At 47.2% G+C, this 21,408-nt stretch carries 22 protein-coding genes and 1 tRNA gene; 14 read left to right on the top strand and 9 right to left on the bottom strand.

Annotation, left to right across the window (positions count from 1 at the left end; all coding sequences use genetic code 11):
- The first annotated feature begins 119 nt into the window (after positions 1-119).
- From WCK19_RS09510 to WCK19_RS09460, 11 genes are all read left to right on the top strand, one after another.
- Positions 120-1,022 (top strand): class I SAM-dependent methyltransferase, encoded by a 903-nt coding sequence (locus tag WCK19_RS09510; protein WP_342397130.1) that lies wholly within the window; start codon positions 120-122, stop codon positions 1,020-1,022.
- 95 nt (positions 1,023-1,117) lie between these two features.
- Complete coding sequence (locus tag WCK19_RS09505) at positions 1,118-2,668, top strand: ABC transporter ATP-binding protein (RefSeq protein ID WP_342397129.1); 1,551 nt, start codon at positions 1,118-1,120, stop codon at positions 2,666-2,668.
- A 7-nt stretch (positions 2,669-2,675) separates the two neighbouring features.
- Entirely contained in the window at positions 2,676-3,593 is a 918-nt protein-coding gene (locus tag WCK19_RS09500) for a DMT family transporter (RefSeq protein ID WP_342397128.1), read from the top strand.
- A 105-nt stretch (positions 3,594-3,698) separates the two neighbouring features.
- Positions 3,699-4,520, top strand: coding sequence for a response regulator (locus tag WCK19_RS09495; RefSeq protein ID WP_342397127.1), 822 nt, complete (start codon positions 3,699-3,701; stop codon positions 4,518-4,520).
- Positions 4,521-4,660: 140 nt separating this feature from the next.
- Positions 4,661-5,797: a recombinase RecA gene (gene recA / locus WCK19_RS09490; RefSeq protein WP_342397126.1), complete on the top strand. Its 1,137-nt coding sequence runs from the start codon at positions 4,661-4,663 to the stop codon at positions 5,795-5,797.
- A gap of 77 nt (positions 5,798-5,874) precedes the next feature.
- Positions 5,875-6,615: a regulatory protein RecX gene (locus WCK19_RS09485; RefSeq protein ID WP_342397125.1), complete on the top strand. Its 741-nt coding sequence runs from the start codon at positions 5,875-5,877 to the stop codon at positions 6,613-6,615.
- A 16-nt stretch (positions 6,616-6,631) separates the two neighbouring features.
- On the top strand, positions 6,632-6,838 hold the full coding sequence (locus WCK19_RS09480) for a hypothetical protein (RefSeq protein ID WP_342397124.1): 207 nt from the start codon (positions 6,632-6,634) through the stop codon (positions 6,836-6,838).
- 157 nt (positions 6,839-6,995) lie between these two features.
- On the top strand, positions 6,996-7,559 hold the full coding sequence (locus WCK19_RS09475; protein WP_342397123.1) for a sigma-70 family RNA polymerase sigma factor: 564 nt from the start codon (positions 6,996-6,998) through the stop codon (positions 7,557-7,559).
- A gap of 1 nt (position 7,560) precedes the next feature.
- Complete coding sequence (locus WCK19_RS09470; RefSeq protein ID WP_342397122.1) at positions 7,561-8,469, top strand: hypothetical protein; 909 nt, start codon at positions 7,561-7,563, stop codon at positions 8,467-8,469.
- 121 nt (positions 8,470-8,590) lie between these two features.
- The gene (locus tag WCK19_RS09465) at positions 8,591-8,857 is read left to right on the top strand and encodes a hypothetical protein (protein ID WP_342397121.1); all 267 of its coding nucleotides are present in this window, start codon (positions 8,591-8,593) and stop codon (positions 8,855-8,857) included.
- Positions 8,858-8,932: 75 nt separating this feature from the next.
- Positions 8,933-9,925: a zinc-dependent alcohol dehydrogenase family protein gene (locus WCK19_RS09460; RefSeq protein WP_342397120.1), complete on the top strand. Its 993-nt coding sequence runs from the start codon at positions 8,933-8,935 to the stop codon at positions 9,923-9,925.
- A gap of 95 nt (positions 9,926-10,020) precedes the next feature.
- Here the strand turns inward: WCK19_RS09460 and WCK19_RS09455 are convergent, their stop codons facing one another.
- The gene (locus WCK19_RS09455; protein ID WP_342397119.1) at positions 10,021-10,494 is read right to left on the bottom strand and encodes a VOC family protein; all 474 of its coding nucleotides are present in this window, start codon (positions 10,492-10,494) and stop codon (positions 10,021-10,023) included.
- 189 nt (positions 10,495-10,683) lie between these two features.
- Here WCK19_RS09455 and WCK19_RS09450 point away from each other — a divergent pair, with 189 nt between their 5' ends.
- Complete coding sequence (locus tag WCK19_RS09450; RefSeq protein ID WP_342397118.1) at positions 10,684-11,025, top strand: DUF1801 domain-containing protein; 342 nt, start codon at positions 10,684-10,686, stop codon at positions 11,023-11,025.
- Positions 11,026-11,044: 19 nt separating this feature from the next.
- Here the strand turns inward: WCK19_RS09450 and WCK19_RS09445 are convergent, their stop codons facing one another.
- Complete coding sequence (locus tag WCK19_RS09445) at positions 11,045-12,061, bottom strand: Ldh family oxidoreductase (protein ID WP_342397117.1); 1,017 nt, start codon at positions 12,059-12,061, stop codon at positions 11,045-11,047.
- A 140-nt stretch (positions 12,062-12,201) separates the two neighbouring features.
- The gene (locus tag WCK19_RS09440; RefSeq protein ID WP_342397141.1) at positions 12,202-12,627 is read right to left on the bottom strand and encodes a phosphoribosyltransferase family protein; all 426 of its coding nucleotides are present in this window, start codon (positions 12,625-12,627) and stop codon (positions 12,202-12,204) included.
- A 451-nt stretch (positions 12,628-13,078) separates the two neighbouring features.
- Between WCK19_RS09440 and WCK19_RS09435 the strand changes: the two genes are divergently transcribed.
- Together WCK19_RS09435 and WCK19_RS09430 are read left to right on the top strand one after the other, a co-directional pair.
- A complete protein-coding gene (locus WCK19_RS09435; RefSeq protein WP_342397116.1) occupies positions 13,079-13,786 on the top strand; it encodes a TetR/AcrR family transcriptional regulator in 708 nt (235 codons plus the stop codon).
- Between the two features lie 27 nt (positions 13,787-13,813).
- A complete protein-coding gene (locus WCK19_RS09430; protein ID WP_342397115.1) occupies positions 13,814-14,764 on the top strand; it encodes an NAD-dependent epimerase/dehydratase family protein in 951 nt (316 codons plus the stop codon).
- A 62-nt stretch (positions 14,765-14,826) separates the two neighbouring features.
- On the opposite strand, the gene WCK19_RS09425 is transcribed toward WCK19_RS09430, so the two are convergent.
- The 6 genes from WCK19_RS09425 to rpsU form a co-directional block, all read right to left on the bottom strand.
- On the bottom strand, positions 14,827-16,269 hold the full coding sequence (locus WCK19_RS09425; protein ID WP_342397114.1) for a cystathionine beta-synthase: 1,443 nt from the start codon (positions 16,267-16,269) through the stop codon (positions 14,827-14,829).
- 137 nt (positions 16,270-16,406) lie between these two features.
- Entirely contained in the window at positions 16,407-17,144 is a 738-nt protein-coding gene (locus tag WCK19_RS09420; RefSeq protein ID WP_342397113.1) for an alpha/beta hydrolase-fold protein, read from the bottom strand.
- A gap of 12 nt (positions 17,145-17,156) precedes the next feature.
- On the bottom strand, positions 17,157-18,488 hold the full coding sequence (locus tag WCK19_RS09415; protein ID WP_342397112.1) for a glycosyltransferase family 39 protein: 1,332 nt from the start codon (positions 18,486-18,488) through the stop codon (positions 17,157-17,159).
- Positions 18,485-20,809 carry a phospholipid carrier-dependent glycosyltransferase gene (locus WCK19_RS09410; RefSeq protein ID WP_342397111.1) on the bottom strand — a complete coding sequence of 775 codons (2,325 nt, stop codon included), beginning with the start codon at positions 20,807-20,809 and terminating at the stop codon, positions 18,485-18,487. The genes WCK19_RS09415 and WCK19_RS09410 overlap by 4 nt, the downstream gene beginning before the upstream one ends.
- Positions 20,810-20,923: 114 nt before the next feature.
- A tRNA-Asn gene (locus WCK19_RS09405) sits at positions 20,924-20,995 on the bottom strand.
- 112 nt (positions 20,996-21,107) lie between these two features.
- Positions 21,108-21,296 carry a 30S ribosomal protein S21 gene (rpsU, locus tag WCK19_RS09400; RefSeq protein ID WP_341467500.1) on the bottom strand — a complete coding sequence of 63 codons (189 nt, stop codon included), beginning with the start codon at positions 21,294-21,296 and terminating at the stop codon, positions 21,108-21,110.
- Positions 21,297-21,408: the final 112 nt, after the last annotated feature.

The raw sequence follows: 21,408 nt of genomic DNA, 5'->3' as shown, positions 1-21,408 counted from the left end.
CTATTTAACCTTTTATTAAGTAGTAAATCTGTTATAATTATTCCCATCAACACGTACTGCCAAGCAGAATTATTTTGAAGTAAGTAAAGCGATTTTAGTTTTGCTACGGGAAATTAAGCATGAGTTCTGAGGAAGCCCCTACCCACGTTGAAAAAAATGATATAAGTGCCGGATTTGCTCGTCAGGTTATCGGCAGGCAACTCAGCGCTGATAGCGGTAACTCGAGTTATCGTTTAACCGACTTGCCGCGCGATTTGGAACCGATTCGCCATCATTGGGAGCAGCGCGGGCGCAAGTATGGTTTGTCTCCAAGCGCAAGTTGGGTAGATGAAACTATGCTGGAACGTGAAGGTGTGGTTCTAGCACACTATATCAAAGATGATGATACGGTGCTGGATGCCGGCTGCGCCAATGGCTATACCACTTTGCAATTGGCACGTATGCGCCAGATTCGGATTACCGGCATTGATTATGCGCCTAGTATGATTGAACATGCCAATCTAAATCTGAGCAGGGCAGGACATGTTAAAGGGGCGGCTTTTTTCAAAGTAAACAATTTTCTGAAACTGGACTTTGCCGATAACACTTTTGATAAGGTTTATACCAAACGCACGTTAATTAATCTGGGTAGCCCGATTTATCAAAAAGCGGCGATTTTAGAAGCGCACCGGGTGTTAAAACCGGGCGGGCTTTTCATGATTTCAGAAGTTACCGTACAAAGTTCTGAGAAATTGAATAGATTGCGCCAGAAATTAGGGCTGGAAGCGATGTCCCCGCTTTGGCATAACTGTTATCTGGATGAGCCGGAAATTCTGCGTTTTATTGAACCTTATTTCGAGGTTAAACGCATTAAGCATTTTAGCAGCACTTACTATGTGCTTACATGGGCAATTTACCCCTTCTTTGTGCGAAACGGGCAACGCAATTATCGTGGCTTGTTGCATCGCACCAGCGCACTTCTTCCACAGATTGGTGATTATGGTTTGCAAAAGTTGTACGTGCTAAAAAAGCGAAGTCGGTAGTTTAATTGTTCTCATAGTTAGACGAGTGGCTGTAGTTCTGCTAAAATATCTGCTAGTTCGCCGAAATTTTTACCTGATTGTGAGGATTATAAGTGGTGGAGCTTGATAAAAGTGGAGAACCCCCTGTACTTGAAGTGCGCGGAATTACCAAACGCTTTCCGGGTGTTCTGGCAAATGATAATATAAATTTCAAGCTACAGCGGGGCGAGGTTCTGGCTTTTCTGGGTGAAAACGGAGCTGGTAAATCCACTCTGATGAATATTCTGTACGGACTATACCACCCTGATGAGGGCGAGGTTTTGCTGAATGGTAAGTCGCTAAAGTTCAGCGGACCTAACGATGCAATCCGCGCCGGAATCGGCATGGTACACCAACATTTTATGCTCGTTCCCACCCTCACCGTCACTGAGAATATTATACTGGGCAATGAAATAACCAAAGAGGGTGGGCGTTTAGACCTCAAGACTGCTTCTAAAAACATCTCTGAGTTGAGCGCACGCTATGGCTTGGCATTAGATCCCCATATATTGGTGGCCGACTTGACCGTAGGTATGCAACAACGGGTTGAGATTGTCAAGGCTTTTTACCGCAACGCCAATATCCTTATTCTGGATGAGCCGACTTCGGTACTTACCCCACAGGAAGCGGATGATTTGGCAAACATTATTCGCAATTTCACCGAGCAGGGCAAATCGGTTATATTTATCAGCCACAAATTAAGGGAGGTTCTGCAAATAGCCGACCGGGTAGTAGTGTTGCGGGGCGGCAAGGTGGTGGGTAGTGTGGATGACCTTTCCAAAGCCACTGAAGCCAGTTTAGCCTCTTTGATGGTTGGGCGGGAAGTGGTATTACAGGTTAATAAGGGTCCGTCACATCCGGGTGAAGAAGCACTGTCAGTACATGATTTAAAGGCTCTGGATGATCGCGGTGTGGCAATTTTGCAAGGCGCAACTCTGAGCGTTAGAGCTGGTGAAATATTGGGAGTAGCCGGAGTTGAAGGGAACGGTCAGATTGAATTGGTGGAAGCGTTGACGCATCTGCGACATGCCACCGGAGGTAGCGCAACGCTAAACGGCATGGATTTGCTGCATTCTAGCGCTCGCAAAATTACCGAAGCAGGCGTAGGCTATATTCCGCAAGACCGGCAACGTTTCGCGATGGTGCTTTCGTTTGGGGTGGATTACAACATGGTGCTGAGTTCGTATTATCGCAAACCTTTCTCGAACGGGCTAACTATCAATGAAAAGAAGGTAGATGAATACGCGCTAGAGTTGGTGAAACGCTTTGACGTGCGTACTCCTACAGTACAAACTCCCAGTGGGTCACTTAGCGGCGGCAATCAGCAAAAATGCGTGGTGGGTCGAGAGTTCAGCCGTAAGAATAAGCTGATGATTGCGGTACAGCCTACTCGTGGTTTGGATGTCGGCTCAATCGAATTTATCCATAATGGGTTGATAGAACAGCGTGATGCTGGTGTGGCGGTTCTATTGGTCAGTAGCGAACTAGACGAGATTATGTCTCTTTCCGATCGCATCGCTGTAATGTATAAAGGGCGGGTAGTGGCTATTGTTGAAGCGGATAAAGTCACTCGCGAGGAACTTGGCTTGTTGATGGCGGGTGCGGGAACAACGGCAGGTGCGGTCTAGGGCGGCGATGGCACACGAAACGGAGTCGCTTGTCCAAGAAGCGGTGCAGTATAGCGAAGCTCAGAAAGAAAAGCGGCTTGGATTAATCTATTCGTTGGTAGCGGTTGGGTTCTTTGGAACTAGCGCGGTAATGGTGTTATATGCCAATCCCGTTCCTCCGATGGAGAAATCTTTCTGGCGATTGGTTATTGCTACTCTGTTTATTTTTACTCTGCTCAAAATTACGCATGAGTCATTTGGGATTAAGCGAAAGAGCCTGCCGCGTTTCGCGCTTTATGGACTGATAACCGCTGCCCACTTTGCGCTTTATATTGCCAGCCTGAGCCTTACCACTGCCGCGCATACGCTAACGCTGGTTTATACTTCACCCGCTTTTGTGGCTATTTTTTCAGCCATTTTCTTGAAAGAGCATATCAGTAAGCGGCGTTGGGGCGGGGTGGCGATAGCGGCGTTAGGGGTTGGAATATTGGCGGGGTTTGAGCCAAAGCTAACGCCTGAAATGCTATTGGGAGATTCGATGGCGCTGGCTTCGGCGGTTGCCTATGGTTTATACTCTATTGCAGGTAGGCGCGAAAGGCATAACTATTCGCTTTTATCCTACGCTTTTGGGTTGTACGGTTTCGCCATGTTATGGATGTTTCCGGTGGCTTTGCTGAGTTTTTCCCTCGGAGATGGGTTAAAACTGTACTCGTGGGGACCGGCACTGGCGTTATTGGGGTTAGGGATTGTCCCATTAGGATTAGGGCATACGCTTTACAATGCCGGGTTGCGGCGTTTGAATGCTACCTATGTGAATGTAATTGCAACACAAGAGGTAACATTGGGGGTATTTTTTGCTTGGGCTTTCTACGGTCAAGTTCCATCAATTAGTTCACTGTTCGGAGCGTTAGTTACTCTTTTAGGGGTGTTGGTAGTTCTGATATAGTGTGTTGCAAACCGGGCGATTTAATTTATAATATTAGGGACTGATGGGACACTGTTTTATCTCCAAAAAAAAGCTTTGCAAATCATAGAATGAGAGAACGTTCCCATGACAAAGATTCTGGTTGTTGACGATGAGCCTTTTATAACCGATATGGTGGAGGCAACTCTTGTAGCGGAAGGCTATGAGGTGAATAAAGCCTATAGTGGCGAAGATGCACTTATCTCTATTCAAGTTGACCCGCCCGACCTCGTTTTACTTGACCTAATGCTTCCTGGTATGAGCGGCTATGAAGTCAGCCGCTTTATGCAGCGAGAAGCCTTTTATAGCCATATACCAATAATTATGGTGACAGCCCGTAGCGGTACTCACGACCGTAGTTCCGGTTATGAAACTGGCGCGGATGACTACATTACCAAGCCCTTTAACTCGGATGAATTGTTGATTCGGGTACGCGCTCAGTTGCACCATGCCCATCAGACCGATTTTTCCAAGCTAACCGGGCTTCCGGGAAGTCGTGCGGTGCAAGCGGCTATTCAGAAACACACAAAATCAAATAAGCCTTGGTCAATCATCTATGCCGATATTGAGAACTTCACCTCATATAATGAAGTTTATTCTTTTCAGAAAGGCGACCACGTCTTGCGGAAAATTGCCGATATTTTGAAGCATGCCGCGAGCGATAAAGGTAATAAAGATGATTTTGTTGGTTATGCTGGGCGAGATGATTTTGTTATTATCACAACTCCAAGCCATACCGATGCCCTTATCAAACGCGCCGAAAAGCTATTCAAAGAAGTTATTGACGATTTTTTCAACGATACTGACCGGAAAAACGGCTACTTCTCTTATGTTAATCATGCCGGTTTAAGTTTAAAATTGCCCCTGATGTCTCTATCTTTTGATGTTGTGGACAACGGCGGAGATTAGAAAAAGATTGACTAATTGGCACAAATGGGCTAAAATCCTGATATAATAATAGAACAAATCTTCCGATTTGGTATATATTCAGGCTGAACCGTGTCAAATAAAAAGCCTTAACCGGCAGAAAGTGAAAAAGCGAGAAAAATATGGCTAAAGGTAGCTCTAAAAACTCGGGGGAGAAGGAAGAAAAAACCGTTACGGAAAAGGGAACAGAGCGCGAGCGCGATAAAGCTATAGATACTGCCATAACTCAAATTGAGCGGTCTTTTGGTAAAGGCTCAATTATGAAAATGGGCGATGCCAGCGCTAAAATGGCGGTTGAGGCTATTCCTTCCGGCTCAATCTCGCTCGACATTGCGCTGGGTGTAGGCGGGATACCGCGCGGTCGTATCATCGAAATATACGGACCTGAATCTTCCGGTAAAACTACGCTGGCTTATCACATTGTAGCTGAAGCTCAGAAAACGGGCGGGATTGGCGCATATATAGACGTAGAGCATGCGGTTGACCCTATATATGCGGGTAATTGTGGCGTTGACCTTGAAAACCTCTATATTTCTCAGCCGGACACAGGTGAGCAAGCGTTGGAAATTGCCGAAACGTTGGTACGTAGCGGCGCAATTGATGTAGTGGTGATTGATAGCGTGGCTGCGCTTACCCCTCGCGCTGAAATTGAAGGCGATATGGGCGATTCGCATGTCGGTTTACAGGCGCGTCTGATGTCACAGGCGTTGCGTAAATTGACGGCGGCTGTCAGCAAAAGTAGTACCTGCCTGATTTTTATTAACCAATTGCGAAGCAAAATTGGGGTGATGTTTGGCAATCCTGAAACTACTACTGGCGGTAACGCCCTCAAATTCTATGCTTCGGTGCGTCTGGATATTCGCAAAGTAGAAGCAATTAAGAATGGACAGGAAGAAACTGGAAACCATGTGCGGGTTAAGGTAGTAAAAAACAAGGTTGCACCGCCCTTCCGCAAAGCTGAATTTGATATTATGTTTGGTAGCGGTATCAGCAAGGAAGGCGACCTGATTGATGTCGGTGTCCAGATGAACATTATTCGCAAGAGTGGAGCTTTCTTCTATCTTGGCGATGCTCGTCTTGGTCAGGGTCGTGAGAATGCTAAAGAATATCTCAAGCAAAACCCTGATGTAGCGGAGGAGATAGAAAGCCAGATTCGGCAGCAAACTAACCCAGACCGTGTTTTGCCTTCGGGTAATGGCTATGGTGTGACGGTTATTGACCCTGAACCGGAAGATGAAGCCGAAGACCTCGAATTTTAAACTACCTTTGGGTTTTAAGAGGCGAACTTTAACGGTTCGTAGCTTGAAACCCAATTTTTTTATAAAGCCGGAACAATATGTTCAAATCAAATAAACCGCCACGCCCTCAATTTCAAGGGAGTGGCACTATTACTTCGGTTGTTATCCAGAAGACCGACCCGGAGCGGGTCAATATATTTTTGGATGGGGCATATGCTTTTAGCCTAACAGCTATACTGTCAGCTGAACAGCGTCTTATCGCTGGGAAATCTCTGGACGCTGACGCGGTGGCAAAGCTACAGAGTGCCGACCTTTACCATCGCGCCTTATCGTCCGCGTTAAATATGCTTTCGCGCCGCGCCCATACCGAAGCGGAAATTCGCAACAAACTCAAACGGGCTTACCCCGAAATCTCAACCTCAACGATTGAGCGTGTAATAGTACGCTTGAAAGAGCTAAAATATCTGGATGATGGAGAGTTTGCCCGAATGTGGGTGCAAAGCCGCACCAGTTATGCGCCGCGTGGACGCTTGTTAATCAAGCGCGAATTATCGGCTAAAGGGGTTAAGGAGGAGCAGATTGAGGAAGCGGTCAATAATGTATTGGCTACTCCTCAAGAAAATGATGATGGTGAGGAGCGCACACTGGAGGAGCAGCAGGCTTTAGAACTGGCTCGGCGCAAAGCCCGTAGCTTGTCGGGGGAAGATTGGGCGGGCTTTTACCGTAAATTGGGCGGCTTTTTGGCACGGCGCGGTTATAACTTCTCGATAATCAAAGAGGTAGTACGGGAAGCTTGGAAAGAGATTAAAGAAGAGTCTTCGGGCGAAGATTTAGAGTAATAGCAGGAAGGGAACAATGAAGAAAACTTTTAAAGCGGGGTGTGTTTACGAAGATGGTAGCAAGGATGAAGCGGTGGTGGTTGTTACCAGCGAAGGCACGATTTTTCAGGTGGCGTGGGAAATCTCCAATGGTGAGAAAGACCGGGCTGTAATCGAAGCCGAAAGCTCCGAAGAGGCGTTCGCAATTTGGTGCAAGGATAACGGCTTTATAGCCGTATCTTGAAATATCCCAATACCCTTATCAAACGCAAAGAGCTTTTCAAGCCATTGTCTGGCAATCCCCGCTGGGTATTTCAAGTTTGGTATGTTAGAGGATGTAATTTTGACTAATCGCTTTGCGTTATATATAGTGAAAGCAGAGTTAACCGTGAGCAAAAGGAGTGCGGAAAATCTCTGTTGAAGCTGAACTGGTAGCCAAAGCCAAAGCCGGTGAAGTAGCGGCATTTGAACGAATTGTAATGGAATATGAACCGAAACTTTCGCGCTTTATTTACGGGTTGGTAAATGAGCGTGAGCTTTCGGAGGACTTGGTACAGGAGACATTTGTCTCGGCGTATCGCGCCCTGCCTTCTATGCCTGCTGACCTTAAGTTATCGGCTTGGTTATACAAAATAGCTCTAAATAAAGTCAGGAGCGAGAAGCGCAAGAAACGCCCCGTTCCATGGCTTCCGTTACCCTTTTTCGGGCAGAATAATGATGAGGTAGTCCCTGCGCTGGAATTGCCCGATCAATCGGCGGATACGGCTGAAACGATAGCTAAGCGCGATGCTATTATGGGAGTTTTGAAAAAGCTTCCGCCCGATCAATCGGCGGCTCTATTGATGGATACGCAAGGCTTTGATGATGACGAAATTGCAGACGCGCTGGATTGTAGCATCGGAGCGGTAAGGCAAAAACTGTTTCGGGCGCGTAAGGCTTTTAAAGCGTTGTACGAGGATAATTAAATTGGCTAAAGATTTTAAGCCACAATTTAATAACGAGGAAGCCTTCAACCGCCGCTTGCGTGAGGCTATTAATTCTACGCTGGAACCGATAGAACTGGAATCGCGGCGCACGCGGATTATGGGACAAATCCGGCAAGAGCAACTATCTCGCGTTGTTCCGCTAAAACCGCGCCCGACAGGATTTCGCTTATCGCCCTATAGGGTGGGTGGTTTTGCAACGCTGCTATTGGCGATTGGGTTGGTATTCTTCATTCTGCTTTCTAACGAATCCCGAACTTTCAGCATTACGGTTGCCGATGGAGTGGTGCAAAAATTACCTACTGCTGGTCTCGCCTCTTCAAATGAGAGCCGCGGCGCCGGCGCGCCTAATGCTGTTCTTCCCAATACAACCGCAGCGGCAACAACACTAGCAGCAGCAGCGGTAAGACAATCCACGGCAGCTGCTACAACTGCGGCGGCTGGTGTAGCGCCACAGCCAACCTTTGCGCCCAACTTTTTCACAGCGGGCGAATTGTGGTTGCAATATCCCGCTTCTCAGCATATAACAGTAGATAACCAATTGGCGTTGGATTATTTACGCAAATTGACAACCGCACTTTCTGAGAATGACAAGCTGAGAAGCGGATTAAAAGAGCCGATTGGCTTTAAGCAATATCGGGTATTGCATGTTAGTGGGACAAGCGTTGATTCGGTTGCTCAGTATTACCGAGATGTCGCTACCCAGCGTAATTTGAAGCTAGAGGCTATACCCGCCAGCGATGCCGGAAATATTGCGTGGCAATGGCTATACCTGAACGGCACGGATGCGCGTTATGGGGTTCTGCTAGTGGAATTCAAAGGGACTACACCCAATCCATTTGGCAACGGCAATATCAATCGCGGTGATATACTAATAGTTATAGCAACATAAGAATCGGCGATAAACATATCAGGCTAAATAATTGCCTTTACTAAATATTAACTTTTCTTAATGCTAACATTTACCAATTTAGGCTAAGATAAAGTTAGTCACGTTGAAAAGAGGTGCCATTATGGCGGATGCTTCTAACTTTATTGTTCAACTCAAGCAATTGGCAAAATATCAGCATGATATTTCGAACTACCTTACGACGGTTTCGATAACTATCGAATTTTGTGATTCGATTCCGGGTTTGAGTGATGAAGAATTGGCAGAGCTAAAAGAACTTATTTCGAACACAATTGAGAAGGCAAACCTGAGTAAAACTCTTTTGAGAACAATGCAAGAGACCGCCGGTAAAGAGGCATTCATGGTTGCTACTAACGACTCAAATTATTAATGAGATAAATTTGGTTTGTGTATAATGAAAGGCGCTTAGGTTATTGCGTCTTTTTTGATTCTACGGAGTGAACCCATGAAGGCTATGATTTTACGCCAACCGCGTGATATTGATGCTAAACCGCTGATAATGGAAGATTTACCTGTACCTGAACCCGGTTCAAATCAGCTTCGCCTTAAAGTGCATGTGTGCGCTTTGTGCCATACTGATTTGCATATTGTGGAGGGTGAGATTGCGCCTCATTTGAGTCCGGTAGCGCCAGGTCATCAGATTGTGGGGGTGGTGGACAGGCTAGGCGAAGGGGCAATCCGTTACAGTCTTGGGCAACGTTTGGGTGTGCCATGGTTGTACCGTACCGACCAAACTTGCCGCTACTGCCAAAAGGGGCTGGAGAATCTTTGTGAACACGGCAAGTTCACCGGATATGATGTCAACGGCGGTTATGCAGAATACCATGTGGTGGATGAAGCTTTCGCTTATCCCATCCCAGAATGTTTCAGTGATATTGAAGCCGCCCCGCTGCTTTGCGCCGGAGTAATCGGCTACCGCGCCATGCGGCTGTCCGAGATAAAACCGGGAGGGAGGTTGGGGCTGTACGGATTTGGCGCATCGGCGCATATTTCCCTGCAAATTGCTCACCACTGGGGTTGCGAGGCGTATGTTTATACGCGCGGCGAGAACCATAAGCAACTGGCGAGAGAATTGGGCGCAAAGTGGGTGGGGTCAGTGGGTGAGGAAACCCCCTTGCTGGATAGCGCGATTATCTTTGCTCCGGCGGGGGGTCTGGTGGTGGAAGCGTTGAAGAGGTTGGATAAGGGCGGAACGTTAGCGTTGGCGGGTATCTACATGACTCCCATTCCGCAATTTGAGTATCCCTTGCTGTACGGAGAACGCACCGTGCGAAGCGTGGCGAACAGTACCCGGCAAGACGCGCTCGACCTGCTCAAAGTTGCGGGTGAGATTCCGGTACGCACCGAAACGCAGCTTTTTGATTTGGATGGGCTAAATCAGGCGTTGGCAGACCTCAAGCACGGCAAGATTAAAGGCTCCGGCGTGGTGAAGATTTAACAGAACATATCCCCAAGATTATATATAGGGTAGAATCGAAAGGAAAAGGGACGTAGGGGTAAAATTTGCCGAAAGAATTTACCCCTACGTTTCAATCAATCTTGCTCATACGCTTGCTTTAATGTTTGGATGTCAATTTTATTCATTTGAAGCATTGCTTGCAAGACCCTTTTTGATTTCTCAATATCTTTGTCTTGCAATAGTTCGCCTAAAACAGAGGGAATGATTTGCCATGATAAACCATATCTATCTTTTAGCCAGCCGCATCTTTGTTTTTCTCCGCCTTCCGAAAGCTTCTCCCACAGTTCATCTACTTCTTGCTGAGTCTCGCAATTTACGAAGAAAGATATTGCTGGAGAAAAGGTGTAGTGCGGACCTCCGTTTAGTGCGAAAAATTCTTGTCCATTGAGTTGGAATGTCGCGCTTATGACCGTTCCTTTCGGTTCGGGTCCTTCTTCTCCATAGCGATTAATGCTCAGTACCTTTGAATTTTTAAAAATAGAAGTGTAAAAATTCATCGCTTCTTCTGCTTTGTTGTCGAACCACAAGAATGGGGTGATTTTTTGCATATTGGTTTCTCTATTTCTGACCAACTTATTGGTCTATTAAGTTGCCTACTATTCTAGCTTTAGCTAGCTATATCATCAAACTGAATCGGTACCGAATTGTATTAGCGCCTCTGGTATAATCATAGTACCATTGTTTCTGAAGATAAAAAGTGCCTACAAAATTTGGGCAAGCGAAAGTTATAAATCTATATGACAGTTGACGAGTTTGTGGAAGCCAAAATATTACCGCAGTTTCATGATATTGTGACAATGATACGTCAGCTTATGCATGAAATTGCTCCCGATGTCAAAGAATTAATAAGTTATGGGATTCCTGCTTACAAAGGCAACCATATTTTAGCTGTTATAAGCCCAACCAAAAAGGACATTACCTTTTCTTTTTCACGAGGCGTACAATTTGAAGATAAATATGGTTTGTTGCGAGGGGTGGGCAAATCATCAAAACATATAAAAATCAAAAACTTGAATACCCTAAACAAAGAGGCTCTTATATACTATATAAATCAGGCTCTGGAACTAGATAAAAAATAAGTTCCTAGCCTGAAGTGAATTAGCTAAGCAAAAACTCGTAGGTATGGTCTTCAAGTTCGATTTCGCCCTTTGCCAGAATTTCGGCTTTGCGCTTTTGGCTTTCCTCTCCCGGCAAACGAATCTCGGTAACACTCGGAGCTTTGTCGCTGGCTTTAATATCGTTGATAAGTTGCTCCACTTGTGCCTCGAATACTTCTTCATCTACAAACAAATCGGGGCGAATTGCCAAATACAGACCGTTGAAATGGGCGGGTTGGTGAATCATCGGGTCAATTTTGTCGTTGCCTGTTTGTGTGCCAAGCATGGAGTTGCACATAAGCTCAATCATAAACGCCAAGCCAAAACCCTTGTACCCGGCAAAGGGCAATAGGCGTGGGCGAGAGGTGGCATCCATTGTGGCGAAGGGGTCGGTGGTAGGTTTACCTTCTAGGTCAACCGCCATGCCTTCTGGCAAGGGCTTTTTATCGCGTTGCGCTACCAGAATCTGGTTGAAAGTTCCGGCGCTGGTTGCCATATCCAGAACCACCGGGGGCTTATTCTTGCGCGGTACGCCGATGGTGAGGGGGTTGGTACTTAGCATGGGTATTATCCCGCCGGGCGGGACTACTACTGAGGGTGCGGTGTTTATCACAACCCCGATTAAGCCTGCTTCTGCCATCATCTGGCTGTAATAGCCCAATAGCCCGCTTGCCCCGCCGTTACGCATGCCTACCAGCGCCAAGCCGTTCATCTGCGCTTTGGCAATTGCTAACTTGTTGACATAGTGGTGAATGTAATAGGGAAAATGGAAACCTCCATCCACTAACGCGGACACGGGCGTTTCGCGCTGTACCGTCAGTTCGGTGCGGCGACTCGCCCCTTCGCGATATTGAATCAGGTTATTGTTTAAGTGGCGAAAGCCGTGTGTGCGCTTGCCCCAAAGTTCAGCTTCCAGATAAATTGGCGCAGAGATTTCCGCCTCAACCTGCGGTACTTCGTTGCGGGTCATTTTGGAGATGCCCAGTTCCAGCAATTTCTCAATTTTAAGGATTACCATTTTTAGCCTATTCCAAAATGTTCTTTTAAACGCTGCATCGGGTAGGGATGTTGCTGGCATGGAGGCGGAGCGAGTTTTGCGCTTGCTGCCGCACCTGCTCAATCAAAGTTTAATTTATGGGAATTCCTAAGAAGGGATATTTACCTTTCAGGATCCCACGGATACACAATCCAAGCGTCTGTCTCTTCCGCGTAGAAATCCGGCTTTTCGGTGGGTGGAAATTGGCTGTTGCTCGGCTTGAAGTGCAAAACTGCTACATCTACTTTTGCTCCAGCGCGAAGAAGCCTTTCACGTACCACCATTACCGTCTGCCCCGTGTCCCACACATCATCTACCACTAGCACTTTGTGTCCATATACTTGTGAATCTTCCGGGAATTGCAAGAAGATGGGTTCATCGCGTCGTTTTTGTCCCTCATAGAACATAACTGCCGCTACCAGTATGTTGCGGATATTGGTTTTTTCGCTGATAAGGCAAGCCGGAACCATACCCCCGCGAGTTATTACCAGAATGTTGTCGTAGTCATTGGGTAGTTCGCGCAGAATTTGGTTTACCATCCGTTGAATATCTGCCCAATTGATATACTGCTTGCTCAGAATATGCTCCTTCCAATTTTAATTTATTACCATAACTGCGTGAATATTATCACAGCCATCGGAGGCGGGCAAATTTCCCAAAATATTTTACAGGGCTGTTGCAAGAAAGAAATCGTCCTCTATAAAAACCTTTTTTATAGGGGTTTGACAAAGAAATAGGTTCGGATTGGTAGGGGCGCAACGCGATGCGCCCTCGTTGGGTGGCGTTTTTTGTGGGTGATGTGGCAATAAAAGAAGGGCGGTTCGCGAACCGCCCCTGTGGGTTAATTCTCTTGATGGTTTGGCTGGAGCGTTGAAAAATAAATACTGACTATGCAACCGCCCTGAAATATTTTATAAGCCTCTTGACAAAAAATTAACACCACAATATAATATTAACAATGTTAATAAAATTTACATAATAAATAAAACTAACATCGTTATGGAAATAATCAAACAAAGCCGAAGAGAAAAACTGCGAGAAGCGACCCACGAAGAAATCAAACGGGTGGCGCAACAGCAAATGGCAGAACAGGGCGCGGCGGGTTTGTCCTTACGGGCGATTGCTGCTGAGATGGGGATGTCCACCCCTGCTCTGTACAACTATTACGCCAGCCGTGATGCTTTGGTGACTGCTTTAATTGTGGATGCGTACACTTCCTTAGCCGAAATGATAGAGGCTGAAGCCGATAAGTATCCCGAAGCTGAATACGGAGCGCGTTTTCTGGCGGCAACGTTGGCATATCGCGAATGGGCTGTGGCTAATCCAACGCTTTACGCGCTAATTTTTGGCACTCCCATACCGGGTTACAAAGCTCCGCAAGAAATAACTGTACCTGCTGCTATTCGTTCTACTGCCACCTTTATCATTATTCTGGCGCAAGCATGGAACGCGGGTAAGGTTAGGATACCGGAAGGTTATACTCAGTTGCCCGAAAAGCTAGAACAACATTTGAAAATCTGGGCAGAAAGCATTGGGATGGATATTTCCACCTCGTTGCTGGCTTATGGCTTATCCGGTTGGGGAGTAATTCAGGGGTTGGTAACGCTCGAATTGTTCAACCATCTTCAACCCACTACCGGAGACCCCGCAGAACTGTATTTATTACAGGCTAAAGCCTATTTGCACCAACTTGGCTTGGAAGTTTGAATTAAGTTAAATAATGGGAGTAAGAAAATGAGCGCCACTAATGAATTGCATCTAGTTTTGGGAACAGGTCCCCTTGGTAAAGCTACTATGGAAGCGTTGGTGAAGCAAGGTAAACGTGTTCGGATGGTGAACCGCAGCGGAAAAGCCACTGCACCAAACGGGGTTGCGGTTGTGGCGGGTGATGTGACCAACCTTGATAATGCAAAAATGTTATGCCGGGAGGCTTCTGTCATATATTTATGCGCCCAACCTGCTTACCATCGCTGGCAGGAAGAATTTGAACCATACATGACTTGTGCAATTGAAGCGGCTTCCGCCTCCAGCGCAAAGCTTATCTTTGGTGATAACCTGTATATGTACGGGGAAGTGTCAGGCGAGCTTAACGAAAACTTGCCATATAAAGCTCAGACCAAAAAGGGAAAAGTACGCGCTCGTATCGCTACTATGCTGCTGGAGGCACATCGCGCCGGAAAAGTACGCGCCGCTATTGGTCGTGCTTCCGATTTCTTCGGACCGGAAGTGCGGGATTCGGCATTAGGCACTCGCATTTTTTACCCTGCATTGGCAGGAAAATCAGCCGGAGCAGCCGGAAATCTCGATGCGTTGCATACTTATACCTACATCAAGGATTTCGGGGCGGGGTTGGCAACATTGGGTTTGCGAGACGAGGCGTTGGGGCAAACTTGGCATGTGCCGAATGCGGAAACCCTCACCACCCGTCAGTTCCTAAATATGGTATTTGAAGAAATCAAACTCCCGCCAAAAATGAGCGGAATAAGTAAAACAATGATGCGGATGGCGGGGCTGTTTATCCCCGGCGCACGCGAGACGGTAGAAATGATGTATGAATTTGAAAAGCCCTTTGTAGTGGACAGTCGTAAGTTTGAAATCGCCTTTGGGATAAAGGCTACTTCTTTGAAAATGGCTATTCACGAAACGGTGGAATGGTTTAAAAACAATCCACCGCAAAAGCATTAGGATTGCTTTATAAAATTAAGAACCGAGGGAACGTAACCCTCAGTTCTTTTATTTGAGCGGTTCTATTGGTTTTTGCGTTGTTGTGCAATAAACTCTAGCAGGTCGCTACGGCTGATGATGCCCACCGGCTCGCCATCATGCTCAATCACCAGTGCTGGCGTTGAAGGGGTGAAAAGACTGATAATGGCTTCGATTTCTTCGCCTTCATCAACTTCAGGCAAGGGCGCATCCATAATTTGCTCAACGGTTTGGGTAACGATTTCAGGATTCTTGAAAATTTTCTCAAGCAAGGTTCGTTCCTGAAGGCTACCGACTATTACTTGCTTGCCGGTTAAGCTCAATTCTCCGGTAACGGGCAGTTGGCTGATTCCGTGTTGATGTAACAGCGAAATGGCTTCTGCCACCGTTTCATCGGCTCGAACGGTAAAGAAAGGCGGTTCGTTTTGTCCGGGTTTATGGCTGTGAATAAGGTCAAAGACGCGAGGATGCGAGGGGAAGCGTTCGGTAAAACCTTGGTCGTGCATCCATGCATCATTGTAAATTTTGCTTAGGTAACTGCGCCCACTGTCCGGCAGCAATACCACTACTACTTTTGACTCATCCAGATTTTTAGCGACTTCAAGCGCACCCACCAATGCAGCGCCGCACGAACCGCCCACCAATATGCCTTCTTCGCGTACCGCTTTACGCGCCATCAGGAAAGCGTCACGGTCGCTGACTGTCACCCATTCGTCAATTAGGTTCAGGTCAACCGTACCGGGGATGAAATCCTCGCCGATACCTTCAATTTTGTAAGGACGCGCTACCGACTGGGTATAAAGCGAACCTTCTGGGTCAACTCCGACAATACGTACTGACGGATTTTGTTCTTTCAGGTATTTGGCAACCCCGCTGATAGTGCCGCCCGTACCTACGCCCGTCACGAAATAATCTATTTTTCCGGCGGTTTGTTGCCAGATTTCAGGTCCGGTAGTTTCGTAGTGAGTTTGGGGGTTCATCGGGTTAAAATACTGATTGGGTTGGAATCCGCCCGGTATCTCGCGAGACAGCCTATCCGCTACGCTGTAATAGCTCTCAGGGGATTCACGCGGTACGGAGGTTGGGGTTATGACCACTTCCGCGCCGTAAGCCTTGAGCAGCGAAATTTTTTCTTGGCTCATCTTATCGGGCATTATAAAGATGGCTTTGTAGCCCTTGATGGCGGCAGCAATCGCCAGACCAACTCCAGTGTTGCCGCTGGTCGGTTCGATAATCGTACCGCCCTTTTTTAGCAACCCGCGCTTTTCCGCTTCCTCGATCATGCGAATACCGATGCGGTCTTTCACGCTCCCGCCGGGATTGAGCATTTCAAGTTTGGCAAGTACGGTCGGTTTTAAACCTCTGGTTAGTTTAGGTAAGCGCACCAATGGTGTATTGCCAATCAGTTGCAGCACATTATCGTAAGCCTGTAGCTCGCCAACGCCTAATTGATTAGTCTGGCTGGAGGCTTTTATTTCGATGGTCATATCTTTCCCCTTTAAGCCCAAGAATAGGAGACCTTATTTTCGTAGTGAGTAATACGAATCAAATTTTAACGGTATAGCTATTCGGTGTCAATGAATTACACGATTAAAATGTTGAATAAGTTGATAGAAATAGTAGATTATTCAGGAATATTCGCTGGCTTAATTCCAAACACTTGTGAATGCTGCGCTATTGCCTCTAGTGCATATTTATCCCAATATTTCCAATCGTGTTTACCTGGATGCTCGGTGTATTGGTGGGGTAATCCCAACTTTTGCAAATGTGCATGAAACTCGCGGTTATCTTTGATTAAGCTATCAAAAGTGCCACAATCAAAGCTGACTACCGGGAAGTTCTCGGCAGTAAATTTCGAGGCTATTTGGAACAGGTCGAGGTCGTCCAGAATGGTTTTGTCCGGTACGCTCCATTTCTTTAATCCGGTAGCATCGGGGATAACGCTGGAGTGAGCAAAAATCGAGCTAAATTTATCCGGGTACTTCAATCCAAGCCGCAACGCGCCGAAGCCACCCATTGAAAGCCCGCCGATAGCCCATTTGCCCTTGCGGGTATTGAAAAGGCTATTAACCTGCTCGTGCAGATCTTGAATGACCATATCCTCGTAACGAAGTTTGGGATGCAGATTTGCCCACATGTTATTATTGCCGGTGGGCATTACCACCAGAAGCGGCAAATCGCGTACATATTCCGCCAGCCTAGATTTTTGCACCCATGCCGAGTGGTTATCGTACATGCCGTGTAATTGCAAAAGAACCGGATAAGGACCAGAACCTACTCTATCCGGTTCGGGTAGTATAGCGGTGTAATCTATCGTGTGGCTTAGAGCGCGACTTTGAAGCTGAATAGTCGCAATTGTCATATATTTTCCCTTCTAAAAAAGTCGTCTGATAAATACTGAACCTAGAATCGCAACCAGCGTCAGCCCTAAACTCAGGGCGCTGGCTGCCCAGCGATGCCGTTCATCTCTAGCATTAAAGTAGTGCTGGAGAGACTCACTCGCCATTGCTATTGGTAGTGTGGCGATAATTGCCAGCGCAGGGGTTATTAAGGCTAGACGTTCAATTTTATAAGAGCCGATGAAATTAAGCAAGATAGCATAAGCTAAAGGAAAGAACAGTAGCAATCGGCTCACCCACGCTTTTTCACCGCGCAAATAGAAGCTCAATGCAAAACTAAGTCCAGCCAATGTTAATAGACCTGAGTCATTTTGTAATGCCGTTTTCAGAAATTCTCCGGCTGTACTAGCGGGGGCGTTGGGAATTGCCGCTAAACCTTCCAGAAAATATTGCCAGCCGAAAAGCCAACCGGGGCAAAGCACACTAAATCCGGCAACAAACCCGCCAAGCGCAATACCGCCGAATTTAAAGCGGGCTGAAGCTGTTTTCCCGTTCAGTAGCGCAATTACCAGCAGTGTAGGAAGCAGCAGGATTGCGCCATACGATGAAGCGGCAGCAGTGCCTACCAATGCCCCAGCCCCCGCAATACAGGCTAAATCAGGCTCGCGGTAGGCTCTGGCGATAAAGTAGAGGCTACTAGACACCAACAGCACGCCGATATTTTGCGGAACTAATGAGGGCGTAATCTGGTAGGAGAGCCAGCAAGCGGCGAACAACAGGGCAGCGATAGCCGCATCCCTCCGGGATTGCCAAAACAGCCCTGCCGCACCATAGACGGCAAAGATGGCAAATATCCCCAAGCCCAGATTGAACAGCCGCAACAAATCTGCTACAGGTTCGGAGGTAAGCCCGGTAGGTGATGCAATGTTTCCCGCGCTGACTTGTTGGGCAAAGTTCAATTCAGCGGCAGCCACGCCCAGATAGAGATAAAAAGGCGGGTTTCCATAACTGGCGGGTTTCCAGTCGCTTTCGGCAATGACTCTGATGCTGCTTTTAGCGAAATCAAGCTCCGCGTTGGTATAGGCGGGCGCATTTTTCAAGGTCTGGTAGCGCAATATTCCGCCCAACGCCAGAGCCGCTACTAACGCTAGAATAGCCCAATTGGCGGAGAGCCAGCCATTAAGGTTAAAGCCGTCTGCTGCATACAGCCTGTACGCCCCCGCTAACGCCATTAGCCCGATTGTCATTGCCAGCCAGAGCGGGCTTTTGAAGGGTACAAAATAATCTCCGGTTAGCGCCAGCGTATAAGCCAGTACGCCCAGTCCTACAATTAGCGTATCGAGATAGCGTAGGCGAGTTTGTTTCATTTTACGATTCGCACCTTGCCGATTGTTACCGAGTTGCTGCCGTCCGTTAGAGGCAGCGGGGTAAACTTGCCGTCATTTAGGTACAAGCCCAACACTAGATTATATTCGCCCGGCGCAAGGTTGCCCGGTAGCAGTAGGTTAGGGTTATCGGTCAGGATTTCGCCAATTTTCCACTTTGAGGTAGGGTATTCCCCCAACAACGGTTGGGTATCGCGGCTCGCCACGTTGGTATCGAGCTTGTCGGTAGGGCGTAGATGCACGTAAAACACGTAATCTTTTTGAAGCGGTTGTATTACTTGCCAATAAATGCTCAAGCCGATAATGTCACCCGCTTTGTATTCGTCCCACTTTTCCTGCGCTCGCGCTTGACCGGGTGGCGGTAGGTACAACCCGTTAGCAGAATTGATTTTGCCGGAGTTCACGCCCAGTAATTTGAGTTTGCCAAAATCGGCATTGAGCGGATGCTGAAGCGTCAGAGTAGCGGGCGTTACTCCGGTGCGAATGATGGTGTAGGGTGGTCCCGGCATATCAACGGTTTTAGTTGGGATTTCTTTAGCAATCAGGGCGGGTTGCAACAGTTCAAGGTAACTGCCCCTGTTCCCCAAACTGTTTGCTCGGTCGCGGTTTATCGCCACAAACTGGATGCCACGTTCGCGATAGTAGGCAAGCGGGTATTCGTCCGCGCCCTTGTCGTCAAAAACGGCAATAGTGTTTGGGTATGCGCCCCATTGTTGTTGGCGCAACTCCACCAATTTTAAGGCACCGGGACCTGCATTGGTTTTAAGCCAATCTTCGGCGCGTTTGAAGCTGTAGGGTTGGTCGTTAAAATTATCGCCAAAAAAAATGGAGTTGAGCGGTAGCCACATTACCGCTACTACCAACAAACCGGGCAATACCAGCCTTGCAGATTTATTTAGCGCAAGCTTTGGTACTCGCTTGACTAGCCAATCATAAGTCCAGACGGTAAACAGGGCAGCAAAAATAGCAAAATATACCAACAAGGGCAACATATTGCGCCGATAAATCAGGCGATAACTATTACTGACCAGCAAGTAGGCGAAAGGAAAGGACAATATCAGCCAATCTGCCCATTTGCGCCGGAATAATAGCAGCAAAATACCGCCCATTCCCAGCAAAAACAGGCTGAAACTGTCGTCTGAAATAACCTGAAGATTGCCAAGCCACGCATAATCCGTAGAGTAGCCCACCTGTGAGAAACGATATTTGATGATATTGGCTGCCTGATTATCGTCAATGGTGCGAATCCGGGCGAAAATCAGGGGTGTAGTGGCTACCAACACAATAGCAGTTGAAAAAAGGCTTGCCATCAGCTTACGATTTATATATCGGCGATAGATGTTCGCCAAAACAGAGCGATTTTCAGGAGTAGTTTGGCTGAGCCTGAGCAAGTGCGCCACGAAGAGGATTACCAGCAACACTGCGCCGTTCCACTTGGTGCTGATAGATAACCCTACCACCGCTCCGCAAAGTATATAATCTCGCCAGCGTCCCTTTTTTACGATGTTGCTCGCCGGAAGCAGCAAGGCAAGGGAAAGAGTCGCCAGCGGCATATCCACCGCCACATAATGAGAATGCTCAACTGCCAGCGCGGAAAAACAGATGAATCCGGCAGCAAGCAAGGCGGCGCGTTTGTCTTGCCAGAGGCTTTTAACGGCGAAATAAGCCAGCGGAATAGCGGCAGTTCCGGCTATTGCGCTTAGGGTACGCGCCCAGATATAGGCTTCGGGGGCTGTGGTGATGGCATAGGTTCGATCGGGCAAATCGTTGAGCGAGTGGTAAAGCCCGGTAAAGCTGCCCCACAGGTATTGCAACCCCGCTACCACCGCGTTTAAATATATAAAAAAGGTGGGATAATAAAAATTGGTGGGTTCCAGCGTGCCGGTTTTGATGATTTTAGTGGCGGAATCTACTAGTAGGCTTTCGTCTGCGCCAGAGATATAAGGCAACCCGCTACGTTGCCCCCAAACCCGTAACCAGAATCCGAAAACGGTCAGGAAAGCTATGGCGATGCCATAAACCGAAACACGTTTTTGCAGAAGACGAATCCAACCGAAACCCTGGTCTTGCCGCCAATAAGCTGCAATTTTCAGCACAATTGTTAGCGCCAGCAACGCCCATATACCGGATTCGCCTACCAGCCACAGTTTACCGCGTACCAGTTGTACTGCCAATGCCAACAAAAATAGACCCGCTGCAATGGCAGAAGAAAGGCGTAATAGTTTGCCCGTAGTGGGGCGGTTGCTTGTAGCGGAATTAGGTACTTGTCGCTCGGCAACGCGATTATTAGGCTTTAGTTCCATTTGTAAAGCGCTACTTTACTGTTTAATTTAGCCATACGAGGGCTTATTTTAGCAGATTTCCAGGGAATTTACTAAAGGCGGGGTCAACAGCAGAATAATTATAAAATAAAAAGGCTCCGCAACTAGGATTCGAACCTAGAACCTACCGGTTAACAGCCGGTTGCTCTACCGTTGAGCTATTGCGGAACGGTTTAATTACCGAGGAAATTATATCTAGTGTGAGCCTGTTTGTCAAGCTTTACAGGCTATCATTTTTTGAGGGGAAGTAGCAAAAGCTGCTTTCTCCCCCCCCAACTTCCTAACCGCGTTGTTGCTTGCGGCGTTGACGTTGTTGGCTCTTTTTCATTTTCTCCCGACGTTCTACGCCTTTGGAAACGAAAAATCGCTTTCGTTTAAATTCGCTCAGCACGCCAGCTTTTTTGACTTGCTGGGTAAATCTCCGCAGCAAATTCTCAAAACTTTCGCCATCTTCTTGCACTACTTGCACGCTTATCACCCCTTCCTGACACAGAATTTATATGGGAAGACTCTTAAAAAGAGCCGTAATTGCAAACTCATTAATTTTTCTGATGAAACGTTTAAGTATTATAGCACATTCC

The sequence above is a fragment of the Candidatus Chlorohelix sp. genome, assembly GCF_037138995.1.
GTDB lineage: Bacteria > Chloroflexota > Chloroflexia > Chloroheliales > Chloroheliaceae > Chlorohelix.
Note: the sequence above shows the minus strand (reverse complement) of the source record. Positions and strands in the feature narration are given on the sequence as shown.

Coding starts and splice junctions, on each gene's coding strand:
- WCK19_RS09510 (WP_342397130.1), top strand. CDS start 120: ATGAGTTCTGAGGAAGCCCCTACCCACGTTGAAAAAAATGATATAAGT.
- WCK19_RS09415 (WP_342397112.1), bottom strand. CDS start 18,488: ATGAAACAAACTCGCCTACGCTATCTCGATACGCTAATTGTAGGACTG.
- WCK19_RS09460 (WP_342397120.1), top strand. CDS start 8,933: ATGAAGGCTATGATTTTACGCCAACCGCGTGATATTGATGCTAAACCG.
- WCK19_RS09425 (WP_342397114.1), bottom strand. CDS start 16,269: ATGACCATCGAAATAAAAGCCTCCAGCCAGACTAATCAATTAGGCGTT.
- WCK19_RS09445 (WP_342397117.1), bottom strand. CDS start 12,061: ATGGTAATCCTTAAAATTGAGAAATTGCTGGAACTGGGCATCTCCAAA.
- WCK19_RS09480 (WP_342397124.1), top strand. CDS start 6,632: ATGAAGAAAACTTTTAAAGCGGGGTGTGTTTACGAAGATGGTAGCAAG.
- recA (WP_342397126.1), top strand. CDS start 4,661: ATGGCTAAAGGTAGCTCTAAAAACTCGGGGGAGAAGGAAGAAAAAACC.
- WCK19_RS09495 (WP_342397127.1), top strand. CDS start 3,699: ATGACAAAGATTCTGGTTGTTGACGATGAGCCTTTTATAACCGATATG.
- WCK19_RS09435 (WP_342397116.1), top strand. CDS start 13,079: ATGGAAATAATCAAACAAAGCCGAAGAGAAAAACTGCGAGAAGCGACC.
- WCK19_RS09420 (WP_342397113.1), bottom strand. CDS start 17,144: ATGACAATTGCGACTATTCAGCTTCAAAGTCGCGCTCTAAGCCACACG.
- WCK19_RS09450 (WP_342397118.1), top strand. CDS start 10,684: ATGACAGTTGACGAGTTTGTGGAAGCCAAAATATTACCGCAGTTTCAT.
- WCK19_RS09485 (WP_342397125.1), top strand. CDS start 5,875: ATGTTCAAATCAAATAAACCGCCACGCCCTCAATTTCAAGGGAGTGGC.
- WCK19_RS09430 (WP_342397115.1), top strand. CDS start 13,814: ATGAGCGCCACTAATGAATTGCATCTAGTTTTGGGAACAGGTCCCCTT.
- WCK19_RS09455 (WP_342397119.1), bottom strand. CDS start 10,494: ATGCAAAAAATCACCCCATTCTTGTGGTTCGACAACAAAGCAGAAGAA.
- WCK19_RS09465 (WP_342397121.1), top strand. CDS start 8,591: ATGGCGGATGCTTCTAACTTTATTGTTCAACTCAAGCAATTGGCAAAA.
- WCK19_RS09500 (WP_342397128.1), top strand. CDS start 2,676: ATGGCACACGAAACGGAGTCGCTTGTCCAAGAAGCGGTGCAGTATAGC.
- WCK19_RS09410 (WP_342397111.1), bottom strand. CDS start 20,809: ATGGAACTAAAGCCTAATAATCGCGTTGCCGAGCGACAAGTACCTAAT.